Origin of the sequence: uncultured Brachyspira sp., assembly GCF_944390845.1 — a bacterium.
GTDB lineage: Bacteria > Spirochaetota > Brachyspiria > Brachyspirales > Brachyspiraceae > Brachyspira > Brachyspira pulli.
The window spans coordinates 1-12,925 of the sequence record NZ_CALXRM010000081.1; the positions used below are offsets into that span (position 1 = coordinate 1).

Consider the following 12,925-nt stretch of genomic DNA (forward strand, 5'->3'; position numbering starts at 1 on the left):
TCAGATATTGATGAACTTTCTTCTACTACTTCAGTTTCTGGTTCTTCTTCTATTAAACTTGAATCTAATAATTCCTCATCTGTATATTCTTTATGTTCTGAAACTGGCTCTTCTGATGTTGATGTTTCTTCTGTTTTATTTTCTTCTTGTAGATTATCTGATTCTTCTAAATTAGATAATTTTTCATTACTTAAATTACCATCTGATGGAACTTCTTCTTTATTCTCTGATGTTTCTTCTGCTGGTGCTTCAGATATTGATGAACTTTCTTCTGATACCTCAGTTTCTGGTTCTTCTTCTATTAAACTTGAATCTAATAATTCCTCATCTGTATATTCTTTATGTTCTGCAGCAGGTTCTTCTGATGTTGCTGTTTCTTCTGTTGTACTTTCTTCTTGTAAATCGTCTAATTCTTCTAAACCTTCTTCCAAATTAGATAATTCTTCATTACTTAAATTATCATCTGATAGAACTTCTTCTTTATTCTCTGATGTTTCTTCTGCTGGAGTTTCAGATATTGATGAACTTTCTTCTACTACTTCAGTTTCTGGTTCTTCTTCTATTAAACTTGAATCTAATAATTCCTCGTCTGTATATTCTTTATGTTCTGAAACTGGTTCTTCTGATGTTGATGTTTCTTCTGTTGTACTTTCTTCTTGTAGATTATCTAATTCTTCTAAACCTTCTTCCAAATCAGATAATTCTTCATTACTTAATGCTTCTTCTAATGAAGGAAATTCATTTTTAGATTCCAATTCACTTTCTTCAGTTTTTTCTGATTCACTATCAGAATTAGATATTGCTTCATCTGATGAAGATTGATTTCCTGCAGTATCTTCATCATCTTCAATATTATTTATATCAAGAAGTTCTTCATCTGTATACTCTTTCATATATAATTTATCAGAGTTTTCAGATTCTCCTTCTTCATCATCTAAAGGATTTTTGTTATTAAAAGAATCTTCCAACTTAAAATCATCAACTGATTCTAATACATTTAACTCATCTTCTTTTAAAGACTCTTCTTCAGATTCTTTAAGTATATCATCTTGTTCTTTAGAATAGATATGTTCCATTATATAAGTTTGTTCATCAGATAACTCTTTTTGTTCTGTTCCTTCAGTATTATCACCCTCTTTATTTTCTGATGATTCTTCATTATTTGAATCAACAGGAGTTATAGGATTAGCAAAAAGAGATGACATATCCAATTCAGACTCAACTATATGATCTGCAACTTCTATATCATTTTCAGACAAACTTAAACTTTCTTCTAATGTTTTATATTTTTTATTTTCTTCGTCTGTATAAGCTTCTAGCTCATTTTCTTGTTCTTCTTTAATATAATCATTTATATTTACTTCATGAGCTTCAGGATCATTCTGATATTCTTTGCTTGTAACTTTACCTTTTATCTTAGGACTATCTTTATCTGTATTACCAATAGATATAACCGGAAATTCATTCTCATTGATTTTCATAGTTTTTTCTATAAGTTTATTTATATCATACTCATTGAGCGAGATGTCATTATTATCTTCAAAAATACTAGCGAATTCTTTTTCCACTATCAATTCTCTTCATAATTTTTTCTTATAGTCGAATACCTTTTTGGTATATTAATTGTAATATCATTAGTTATCGGCATATTGTAGTCAAATCCTTCAGGCAAATAACCAAGTTCTGTCATTCCGCCGCATAATTCTAATACATTTGCTACCGAATCACCGCATTTACAAAAATACACACCCTGATTAACAACCGCTCCTTTTACTGTAATACTAATTAAAGTTTCATTTGGCTCACTACTCTTATAAACTGTCTTTATAAAAACGCCAAATAAAAATATTAACAATATAAAAGACAAACAAAGTATTCTATCTCTCATAATATTATCGGTTATTCATTCATTTATTATATAATTTTATTTTAATGATATCATTCTTTTTATTTGTAGTCAAGATTTATGTAAAAATATTATCAATTAAAAATAATTATATTTTAACTTGATAAATTATATAATAGTAGTATACTGTTAAAAATATTATATTAATTTCCGATAATAAAAAAAATACAATTATATGGTGTTATAAATATGTTTGACTTAGATGTAGTAAATGCTTTCAGCAAAGGTACAGTAATTATATTAAAAAGTTATTTTAATTCAAAAGTTGGCAAAGGTGACGTTAGAATATATAGAAATGCTAATCATGTAGGCGGTGTTATAGTTTTTGTTGGTATTACAGGAGATTTAAGCGGAAGACTTATGTTTAATATGAGTAAAGCCACTGCATTTAAATTAGCTTCAGCTCTTAATATGGAATCTATAACTACTATAGATGACATATTTATTGCAACTATTAAAGAATTTGTTAATATGGTTGCAGGAAGTGCTATTAATGATTTATCTACAAAACATATAGATTTAGATATGACTCCTCCAGCTATTCTTATGAGTGAGCAATTATCTATGCTTGAAAAAGAAAATGATAAAATATTATCTATCAATTATAAAACAGAATTAGGTGAAATATTTATGAACTTGATTTTGTTTAATCAAACTAATTGATAATGCCTAAAATATTACAATATTTCATAATATTATTTATTATAACTATAGTAATAAAAGTCATTATTGATAATATTTGCATAACAATAAAATCAAATAAATTTTTAAATAAATACTTTCAAGATGATGAAAAATTATATTCTTTAAAAGAAGTATCAGAAGCATTCAAATTAGAAGAAGAACATTTTTCCAAACTTTTAGAAACTCTAGAAAAATACCATTACTTCTCTTTTTTCAATAAAAGAGGAGTTACAATGGTAAAAGATTACTATTCAAAGTATGAATTAAGATATTTAATAAGACTTTTAAGCAAAAAACAGAAACTTAAATACTAAATTTATAATATTTCTTTAATAAACAAGTCATTTGAAGTAGATAAATCCACTACTTCCAATCCATCACTAACACTTCCATCAAGGTGCTTTACTATAGATAGAACAGGTCTTAATGGTAAAGTAGGATTTTGCTCTATTACTCTTGCTATAGAACCATTTGAAAGCTTTACTCTTGTATTATTAGGATAAAAACCTATTGCCTTTTGGAATGCTTTTACAACATCACTGTCAAACTCTTTTTTAGCAAGGGATATTATAATTTTTACTGCTTTATCAGGAGTACAAGGTATTCCTCTTTCTCCTTTTGTTATTAAATTGTTGAATGTATTACAAACAGAAACTATTTTACTATAAGTACTTATATCTTTATTATCTTTTTGGAATGGATATCCGCTTCCATCATATTTTTCATGATGCTCTAAAACAATATCTGCTATATTATCATCTAAATTGTCCCTTTTTACAAGTTTATATCCTTGTGTAGGGTGTTTTTTTATTATAGCTTCTTCTTCCTTGGTAAGATTTATTTTTGTTAATAAACTTTCCTGTATAAGAACCTTACCTATATCATGAACCAATGCACCAAGCATTATATTGGCTACATCTACTTTTGTTAAATTTAATTCTTCAGCAGTAATGGCTGATAAAGTAGCAACATCTACTGCATGTTTATACATTGTTTCATCTTTACGTTTTAGCATAGAAAGATAGGAATGTGCTTCTTTATTATCTAGTATAGAAGTAAGCATTTTATTAACTTCTTTTTTCATAGAATCAAAATCTATGCTTCCTCCGCTTTTAGCAGTTTCATATAAAGATTTAGTTTTTTCTATGGTATTTTGCTTGGCTTTAACTACTTCTTCACTATCAATTTTTAATATTTTTTTACCGTTTTCTTCTAATATACCTCTTATAACTGGCTTTTTAGCTGTTCCTTCTGTATTAACTGTATTTTCTTTTTTGAGGTCTAAAAGCTCCATTACACTTACTGTTGTAATAGAATTTCTTTTTAATGTTTCTATAATATCTTTTGTAACTATGGTGCCTATATCTATGATTCTTTTTTCATCACTATTATATATATTACTAGCTATTTTCATTCCTTCTTTTAAATCGCTTAATGGTATAATAATTTTAGCCATTGAAAATCCTCTCTCTCAAATAAATAAAAAAAAGCATTATGTTAAGTTATATAATACCATATAGTAATATATTATCAAGTATAATAATTATATAATAAAAATATTATGTGTTTTTACCAAATCTTATTGAGGTTAGATTGTATTTATTAAGCCTTAATATCAATAATGCCACTATTATCGCCATAAAAAATGCTATTATCAAGAAATAATTAGCAACATATACTGTATTTTCATTCTGAATACTATTAAGTCTTTCTGATTTTGAATTAATACTCTCATCTATAGCATTAGCTTCCGATATATTTCCGCTTTCCATTAATGAGCCTTTTCTAATTCTCAAACTATCTATTTCTTTAATTATACTATCTGCCTCTCTATCCTTTCTAATTTTCTGATATAAATTATGCCCCCATATACCTATGCCGACTATAGCTAAAATAGATGTTACTATAATCAATACTAATATGGCAAATTTCCTTTTTTTTATGCTCAAATTCGATATATTTAAAGATTTTGACTTTATATCTTCAATATGATCTATAAGTTCCTTAGAATCCGGATATGCTAATTTAGCTTCTTCCATACATGATAAAAGATTAAGCATATTTTTATATCTCTCAAATCTTTGAAAACTTAAATAATATCTATCTATCTCTTTTATTTTATCTTCTACTGTATGCTTTACAACTTTAGGTTTTAAAAAATATGCTTTTTTCTTTTTTTTCTTCTTATCATCATCTTCTGAAGATTCATTATTTTCAGCATTTTCATCATCTACTAAATTAATATTGCTTTTATTATCATCATCAACATAACCTTTATCTAATTTTCTAATTCCTCCTAAAGTATTTTCCTGACTTACTGTATTTCCATTCTTATCTTTAATCTGAACTCTTATGCCGAATGTATTTCTGAACATAGCTTCAGCACTCTCTACACTGGTATCCTTATTAATAACAATAAAAGCTTTTTGATTTTTTCTAGGATCGGCTATTTCAAATAATTTTATATTATCAGATTTATGGGCACCTTTATATATACCTAATGATACGCCAAATTCTCTGTCAAATGCATCTAATAATTTCGATATAGACATATCTAATGTAATCTTCATAAGTAACCCTCATATATATAATTATTTTACCATATTTTACAATAAATAAAACATATAACTATAAAAAAAGAAAAAATATAAAACTTTTACTTGATTTTTATCGTTTTTAACATATAATTTAAAGCAATTAAAAAAGGTAATTTATTAGAAATGATAATTACATAATGCCGAGATGGCGAAATTGGTAGACGCAGCAGACTCAAAATCTGCCTGAGGCAACTCAGTGAGGGTTCGAGTCCCTCTCTCGGCACATTATCTTACAATTTGGGGTTTGCCCTATGAATTACTCAGCTATAATAGTAGATGATGATAATAACAGATATAATAAAATTAAAGCTGCTTTAGAAAGCTCATCTATAAAAGTTTTCATAGCTGAAAATCTATATGAACTCATAAGTAAAATATATAAATACAGCATAAGAATATTAGTTTTTAATCCTAATCTCGTATGGATTAATGTTATGGAATTCATAAGTGAATTAAAAAAATTACCGGAATTTAATGAATTTACAATATTCTTCTTATGCGAAAATATTGATATTGATATTGAAAGAGAAGCACAAAAATTTAATATTATCTGTATGAAATATCCTTCTCATATAAATAAATTAGTAACAAAAATTGAATCTTTATGATTCTATCATAAACTTTATAAAGAAAGTTGTTCCTTCCCCTACTATTGATTCTACATCTATGGTTCCATTATGTTCAGATATTATTTTTTCTACTGTAGCAAGTCCTATTCCTGTACCTTTGGATTTAGATGTAAAATATGGTTCAAATATCTTATGCAAATTATTACTGTCTATACCTATTCCTGTATCTGTTATACTTATTATGAAAAACTCATTTAATTCTATAATTTCATGGTATGAAGAAATATAAATTATTGATCTTTTAGAATTTTCCATAGCTTCTATTGAATTTTTTATCAAATTTCTAAAAGCCATTATAAATTTTTCTCTATCCATATTAATAAAATAATCATGTTTGCTCAAAACAATGCTAAATTTCACATTACTTGCATTTCTAAATGATTCTATCACTTCAATAATTACACTATTAATAGATTGTTTTTCATCAGAAAGTTTAATAGCAAAAGAAAATTCTGAAAAAGATTTAACAAGCCCGGATATTACATTGGCATTTTTTACTATGACAGATGTAGATTTTTTTATCCTATCAATATCTTTTTCACTCATATTTGTACTTAATTTTCTATCTATAAGTTCAGCATTCATTATTATTGGCATAAGAGGATTTTTTATTTCATGAGCAACTTTTATAGCCGCTTCCCTCCAAGTTTCAAGCCTAGCCCTTGCATCTTCCCTATCTCTATGGTATTTCAAAGCTCTAGCCATAACATTAAACCTATGAATGAGATTTCTCATATCATGCACACCGCCAAGTTTCATATCTATGTTAAAATCAGCATTAGTTATAGAGTTAGTAGCATTAAGTATTAAACTTATAGGTCTTGTTATAAGCCTTGATAAAGCTATACCAAATATTATAGAGAAAAAAGTTGATATTCCTAATATAAACAGATATAAAAGGCTAAGTATCATAGAAAATTCACTTGTAAACATATTAACTGAATTATATATTCTAAAAGCCTCTAAAGCAGAATTCCTAATTTCTATATAGTTTTGCGGCATAACTTCAGACCAAATTACATAATTATTGCTGTAGGACAAAGGTATTATAGCATTAACATAAAACAAACCATTATATTCACTATTAATAAACATAATGTTATCATTATTTAATTTATAATTAATATCAAGAGGTATATAATTACCTGAATTAAAAAATATTATGTTGTTTCCATTATAAGAATTAGATAAAAAAACTATATTATTAAAGTATCCTAGTTCTTTTATTTTTTTATCCACATTCACATAATTAGTATAATTAAAATTTTCCGTATTAATATCATTATATATATTATTAAAATAGTTAATTCCAACATTAGAAACAGTACTTATCATATAATTTTGTTTATCTACTAATTCATTATTTGATACATCAATTATATAAGATATAGAATTATTCAAATTTTGATCTACAAATAAATCAAGATTGCTTTTTATAATATAAGTGGATATTTTGCTTATAACCATACTTGGTACTACAGTCATAAGCCCCATTATAAATACTATAACCAATTTTAAATGAGAGCCTTCCTTTTTAAAAATGGCATCAACTATGAATTTTATTATAATTATTACGCCTGCCACTATACTTGCTGAAGGAAAAAATATTACAGCAAATGCATAGAAAGGATCAACTATATTAGGCTCATATATAAAACTGCTTATACCTATAGAAACTATAAGAATCAAAAAAGTAAAAGTAATTATAAGACCGGGAAATACTATACCATATCTAGTTTTTATTTTTGTATATATTTTCTTTATAACTTTCATAGTTATTATTTAATATTTTCTTCTAATACTGTATGCATATAGTCTATTTTCTTTAATTCTGCAGCATTTATACCGACATTAATAGCAGCATTGACATTATTGATATTATCATCTATAAACAAACATTCACTGCCTTTTACATTGAATTTATTCAAAAAATATTCATAAATATCTCTATTAGGTTTAGCCATTTTTATATGAGCAGAAATTACGCCTCCTACACATGTATTATCAAAAAAGTCAGTTTCTTTTCTTAAAACCTCAAAAGTTTCTGAAGGCATATTAGAAAGATAATATATATTAAAACCTTTATTTTTATATTCTTTTAACAAATTTATATTATTATGATGCTTATCAAGGCATAAAGTTAAAGAACTATCAAAAAGTTTATTAATAGCTTCTTCATACTTAGGACATACACTTATAAAATGTTTTCTAGAATCTTCAAAACTAACATCGCCTTTATCCATAAGAAACCAATTTTTACTGCCGAATGTATTAAGTAAAAATTCATCTCTGTCATTCTCATCTACATATTTATTTATAAAATTTTCTGTACTGAAAGCATATAGTACATTACCTATATCAGAGATTATATTTTTAATCATATTAAACCTTTTCAATATTAAAGAAATAATAATATTATTATATTTTCTATAAAAAGCTTTGTCAATAGTAAAACTATGTTAATATAATCTTTACAGTATTGACAAATTATCAAAAAGCATTTATATTAATAACAACTCTGCTGTTCTCGTTAAGCGATTGTACATTCTTGCGCCAGTATAAATTAATGCATTAGGGATCTAGAGCGAAGCATTAATGATAGGCTCGCCGTTATCGCGATACGGTTTTGAGAAATCAAGGTCATGTTTCTGAGGAACCCACCTGACGCAAATAGTCAGGCGCATTTATGTCGTATACGGCTCAGCGGAGCTTTTTTATATATTTTTCAACAAATCAGTAACATTTCCCATTCAATATAATTTCTTAATCATAATAATAAAACTTTCAAGTAAAATTTGCTTTAACCGATAACTAATAGTAGTTTTTTATATATTTCGTATAAGACAATTTTATTGTAAAAGGCTTAAGTATTATGAATGAAAACAAAAATCAAAAAATAATAAAAACTATACTTAGTTTGATGATATCATTTCTGCTTATATTCATAGTTGCTATGTTTGCAAGAGCTGCAAGCAATACAATATTGCCTGAAAACAGCAGTGTAGCCATATTCATAAATGATTATTTAGATATGATGATGCAAAGTGTTGATAAAATGGCAGTAAAAATGAAAATAAAAAGAAATAGTGTATCTGAATATCAGGTTAATCTAATAACTCAATCTATATCTGATTATGTAGGATATAGTATGTATCAAACTTCAGATTCACTAAAAGATTTTAATCCAAACAACACAGCAACTAAAGCTCAATTGGATAAATATAAAAACAATTATTATAAAATGACTGTTGAAAATCCATACTTAAGAGGAATGACTGTTTTCAATACTGAAGGAAAAATGCTTCTTAACTTATACTTATCAAGAAACAAATCTTGGCCTTTAGAACTTCAAGATACTTTAATAAACGAAATAAAAACAAAAGGTTCTTTAGTATTAAATGCTACTAATGAAAATGCCTTTTATATAATGGAATATATAAAAAATCCTTATGGTGAAATTATAGTTACTACTAGAAATGATTATGCTTATGTATCTGATATAGCTATGTATTATCAAGTTGCTGATAAAAGACTTTATGTAAGCGACTCAAGAAATTCTGTGTATAATGTAAGAGAATCCGTAGGTGAAAACAATATAGAAAAAGTATCTAGTGTTATAAATAGATATGCATACTATAAAAAACAGCCTAGTTTTATAGTTAATGATTCTCTTTCTGTTTCTATGATAGGAAAAGAGTATCCTAATTACTTTGAACTTATAGTATTAGCTATAACTGCATTATTAATATTGCTCTGTCAATTAGTAATTAAAGGAGTAATAGAATTCTTCAAATATATTATGCAATTTAAAAGCAATAAAGATTATGTTGAAAGCGTAAAAGGAAGCGATGAACTTTTAAATAAAAATATTGTAAATGTTGAATTGCCTAAATCAAATACTATAGAGGAAATGCCTCCTATGATTCAAAAGGTACAGTATAAAATACCTGAAGAATATTTGAAAAAAGAAGAAAACGAAACTGAAAAAGAAGATAAATTCAATATTGGTAAAGATATATTAAATATAGTTTCAACCATAAAAGAAGAAATAAATGAATGCAAAAATAGATTTGCTATTACAAAAGATGATTTAAAAGATAAAGAAGAAGTTGAGGAAAGTGAGGAAAGTATTGAAGAAAATACAGAATCTTCAAATGAAAATAATATAGATTATGATGATATAGAAATGGCTTTTGCTAATATAAATAAAGATTTAGAAGAAGAACATACAAAAGCTATTGAATATGCATTTGCTGGAATTGAAGATGAAGAAGAAATTCAAAATTCTATAGAAGAATATGTTACAGAAGAAGATTATTCTGAAGAAAATTCTGTAATAGAAGAAAACATTGTATCAGATGAAAATACTTCAGAAGAAGAAATATCTTATGCTGAAGAAGAAATTGAAGACGAAGAAATATTAGAAGATATAGATTCAGAAGATGAAGAAATTAAATCAGAAGAAGAATATATGTCTATTTCTGATGAGCAATTATCTACTGATAAAGAAGATCATACCCCATCATTACAAAATGATTTTATAACTAAAGCTTTATCATTAGATAATGGAAGCATAATAAAAGATGCTGAAGAAAATAATTCTGAATACAGAAAAATTGATAACAATGAAGTAATAAATAAAAATATAATAAAAAATAACTTATTATCAAAAAATAAAGAAGAAGATACAGCTAAAAACTTATTTAAGAAAAATGACAGTTATATGAAAAGTGATTCTACTGATATTAGTAAGGATATATTAAATTCATATAATAAAGCTATCGATAATATAAAAACAAAAAAAGAAAATGAAGCAGAAAAAGCTGAAGAAAATAATAATACTCCTAAAGAAGAAAAAGCTTCTAGTTCAGTAAGAACTGATGATGTATTTGCTGCTTTTGATAAGATGTTGTCTTCTATAATAAGCAAAGCTGAAGAAGATGCTAAGAGAAATATAACAAAAAAATAATTTGATTTTGATACAGTAAAAATATTAGTAAGAAAAAATAAACATAGTGTTTAGAGGTGATTTATATGTCTGACAAACATAATAATAGTATATCTGTCTTTGTATATATATCTATTTTAATAAATATAATAGTACTTGCCCTATTTATAACATTCGTATTTGGTCTAAAAAAAGATGCATTCGATGTTGATACAAAAAAACTTGATAGAAATGCTTTGATTTGTCAGAACAGTATAGTAAGTTTAGTTCAAGACTATGATGCAAGACTTAATAAAATAGTTGAAAGCTATCCTTTTATTAATTTATTGCAGCAGGTTATATTAAACGGTATAGATGAAAATGAAAAAGAAAGAATAATATCTATATTTAGAAGCGGAAATTATCCTTTTGACACTGTAGCATTATATTTAGCTGACGGAAAGCCGGTATTTTCATCACCTGTAAAAACCAAGCCTGTAGATTTGGAAAGTTATAAAAAATCTGAGGCAAAAGCATTCTTTGATAAAGATTATGACGGAGTTTATTTTGTTAAGCCTATAAGAAATGACAGAGGAATAGAAGTTGGATACATAGTTGCAAGTGTATTCAAAAAAATATTTGAAAATACTTCTTATAATTTAAATTTTGTTGTGCTTCCTAATGGCGTTGTTTATTACAATTCTTCTATTGATATTAACAGCATATCAAGAGATAGTTTAACTCAATATATGAATAAAGAAGTTGGAAGCTCTGAAACTATAGAAGTAGATAATAATACTTTCACTTTCTATTCAAGCAAAGTAAAAGATATAGATAATTTTAATATAGGTATACTAGAATTAAATGTTCCTATAATACAAAAATATTTAAAATATATAATACTAGCTCTTTTAGGTTTATCATTTATATTTTTATTGATTACATCTTTAATTGAAAAAAATAGAGAAAATAAAGAAGATGATAACAGTAATGCTGATGAAGAAGATATATACGATAAAAGCGAGCCTTTAGAAAATAATTATGCTAATGCTAATATTGTAAATGATGAAGAATTCAATATAGATGATTATGATAATGATATAGAACCATTAGATAATGATAGTATAAAATTCTTTAACAGAGATAAAAAAGAAAGAATTACAAGAGAAAATAAAGTTGATTTACCAAAAATTGATGATGTTGAAGATATAGAAGTAGAAGAAAATGATGATAATGATATACCATCATTAGATGATATATTAGAGGACGGCGGTGAAAGAACTCAAGATGAGGAAGATGATGCTGATGAGAATATAAAATTAGATGATATGTCTTCTTTAAATGATACTTTGGAAGATGAAGACAATGATACAGACGAGAATATAAAATTAGATGATGTATCTTCTTTAGATGATACTTTGGAAGATGAAGACAATGATACAGATGAGAATATAAAATTAGATGATGTATCTTCTTTAGATGATAATCTTACAGAAGATTTTGATGAAATTCCTAATTTAGACGACATCATAGATGAAGATAAAGAAGATGATCTTGAAGAACTATCAAATATGGAAGAAACACCTGAAGATATAGAGGAATTACATAAGTTAGATGGTGTTGATCAAGATGAAGACAGCAACATTGAAGATACTATTGATGATTTAGAAGATATTCCTAGCCTAGACGATGTTCTCAATGAAAATAATGAAGATAACAACGAAGAACAAGATGAAAATAAAGAAGATGAAGACAGCAACATTGAAGATACTATTGATGATTTAGAAGATATTCCTAGCCTAGATGATATTCTTGGTGAAAATGAGGAGGAGAATAACGAAGAACAAGAAGAAAATAAAGAAGATGAAGACAGCAACATTGAAGATACTATTGATGATTTAGAAGATATTCCTAGCCTAGACGATGTTCTCGATGAAAATAATGAAGATAACAACGAAGAACAAGAAGAAAATAAAGAAGATGAAGACAGCAACATCGAAGATACTATTGATGATTTAGAAGATATTCCTAGCCTAGACGATGTTCTTGGTGAAAATGAGGAGGAGAATAACGAAGAACAAGAAGAAAATAAAGAAGATGAAGATAGCAACATCGAAGATACTATTGATGATTTAGAAGATATTCCTAGCCTAGACGATGTTCTTGATGAAAATAATGAAGA

At 26.2% G+C, this 12,925-nt stretch carries 10 protein-coding genes, 1 tRNA gene and 1 pseudogene; 6 read left to right on the plus strand and 6 right to left on the minus strand.

Going from position 1 to position 12,925, the window contains the following annotated elements:
• A partial coding sequence (locus Q0K52_RS12860) for a hypothetical protein (protein WP_297300047.1) occupies positions 1 to 1,568 on the minus strand: 1,568 nt, incomplete at its 3' end.
• 2 nt (positions 1,569 to 1,570) lie between these two features.
• Positions 1,571 to 1,888 (minus strand): hypothetical protein, encoded by a 318-nt coding sequence (locus Q0K52_RS12865; RefSeq protein ID WP_297300049.1) that lies wholly within the window; start codon positions 1,886 to 1,888, stop codon positions 1,571 to 1,573.
• Between the two features lie 207 nt (positions 1,889 to 2,095).
• On the opposite strand from Q0K52_RS12865, the gene Q0K52_RS12870 reads away from it, so the two are divergent.
• Positions 2,096 to 2,569 (plus strand): chemotaxis protein CheX, encoded by a 474-nt coding sequence (locus Q0K52_RS12870; protein WP_297300051.1) that lies wholly within the window; start codon positions 2,096 to 2,098, stop codon positions 2,567 to 2,569.
• Between the two features lie 2 nt (positions 2,570 to 2,571).
• Positions 2,572 to 2,904, plus strand: coding sequence for a hypothetical protein (locus tag Q0K52_RS12875; RefSeq protein ID WP_297300053.1), 333 nt, complete (start codon positions 2,572 to 2,574; stop codon positions 2,902 to 2,904).
• 2 nt (positions 2,905 to 2,906) lie between these two features.
• On the opposite strand, the gene Q0K52_RS12880 is transcribed toward Q0K52_RS12875, so the two are convergent.
• Positions 2,907 to 4,046, minus strand: coding sequence for an HD domain-containing phosphohydrolase (locus tag Q0K52_RS12880; protein ID WP_297300055.1), 1,140 nt, complete (start codon positions 4,044 to 4,046; stop codon positions 2,907 to 2,909).
• Positions 4,047 to 4,149: 103 nt separating this feature from the next.
• The gene (locus Q0K52_RS12885) at positions 4,150 to 5,160 is read right to left on the minus strand and encodes a hypothetical protein (protein WP_297300057.1); all 1,011 of its coding nucleotides are present in this window, start codon (positions 5,158 to 5,160) and stop codon (positions 4,150 to 4,152) included.
• A 166-nt stretch (positions 5,161 to 5,326) separates the two neighbouring features.
• Here Q0K52_RS12885 and Q0K52_RS12890 point away from each other — a divergent pair.
• Positions 5,327 to 5,410: transfer RNA gene (locus Q0K52_RS12890), tRNA-Leu, on the plus strand.
• Between the two features lie 28 nt (positions 5,411 to 5,438).
• Positions 5,439 to 5,795, plus strand: coding sequence for a response regulator (locus Q0K52_RS12895; protein WP_297300059.1), 357 nt, complete (start codon positions 5,439 to 5,441; stop codon positions 5,793 to 5,795).
• On the opposite strand, the gene Q0K52_RS12900 is transcribed toward Q0K52_RS12895, so the two are convergent.
• Both Q0K52_RS12900 and Q0K52_RS12905 read right to left on the minus strand, forming a co-directional pair.
• Positions 5,790 to 7,589 carry an ATP-binding protein gene (locus tag Q0K52_RS12900; protein WP_297300061.1) on the minus strand — a complete coding sequence of 600 codons (1,800 nt, stop codon included), beginning with the start codon at positions 7,587 to 7,589 and terminating at the stop codon, positions 5,790 to 5,792. The genes Q0K52_RS12895 and Q0K52_RS12900 overlap by 6 nt on opposite strands.
• A 5-nt stretch (positions 7,590 to 7,594) precedes the next feature.
• Positions 7,595 to 8,197 carry an HAD-IA family hydrolase gene (locus tag Q0K52_RS12905; RefSeq protein ID WP_297300063.1) on the minus strand — a complete coding sequence of 201 codons (603 nt, stop codon included), beginning with the start codon at positions 8,195 to 8,197 and terminating at the stop codon, positions 7,595 to 7,597.
• A gap of 491 nt (positions 8,198 to 8,688) precedes the next feature.
• On the opposite strand from Q0K52_RS12905, the gene Q0K52_RS12910 reads away from it, so the two are divergent.
• Positions 8,689 to 10,785: a hypothetical protein gene (locus tag Q0K52_RS12910; RefSeq protein WP_297300065.1), complete on the plus strand. Its 2,097-nt coding sequence runs from the start codon at positions 8,689 to 8,691 to the stop codon at positions 10,783 to 10,785.
• A gap of 65 nt (positions 10,786 to 10,850) precedes the next feature.
• A pseudogene (locus Q0K52_RS12915) lies at positions 10,851 to 12,925 on the plus strand (AAA family ATPase); the annotation flags it as partial.

Coding starts and splice junctions, on each gene's coding strand:
- Q0K52_RS12865 (WP_297300049.1), bottom strand. CDS start 1,888: ATGAGAGATAGAATACTTTGTTTGTCTTTTATATTGTTAATATTTTTA.
- Q0K52_RS12870 (WP_297300051.1), top strand. CDS start 2,096: ATGTTTGACTTAGATGTAGTAAATGCTTTCAGCAAAGGTACAGTAATT.
- Q0K52_RS12875 (WP_297300053.1), top strand. CDS start 2,572: ATGCCTAAAATATTACAATATTTCATAATATTATTTATTATAACTATA.
- Q0K52_RS12880 (WP_297300055.1), bottom strand. CDS start 4,046: ATGGCTAAAATTATTATACCATTAAGCGATTTAAAAGAAGGAATGAAA.
- Q0K52_RS12885 (WP_297300057.1), bottom strand. CDS start 5,160: ATGAAGATTACATTAGATATGTCTATATCGAAATTATTAGATGCATTT.
- Q0K52_RS12895 (WP_297300059.1), top strand. CDS start 5,439: ATGAATTACTCAGCTATAATAGTAGATGATGATAATAACAGATATAAT.
- Q0K52_RS12900 (WP_297300061.1), bottom strand. CDS start 7,589: ATGAAAGTTATAAAGAAAATATATACAAAAATAAAAACTAGATATGGT.
- Q0K52_RS12905 (WP_297300063.1), bottom strand. CDS start 8,197: ATGATTAAAAATATAATCTCTGATATAGGTAATGTACTATATGCTTTC.
- Q0K52_RS12910 (WP_297300065.1), top strand. CDS start 8,689: ATGAATGAAAACAAAAATCAAAAAATAATAAAAACTATACTTAGTTTG.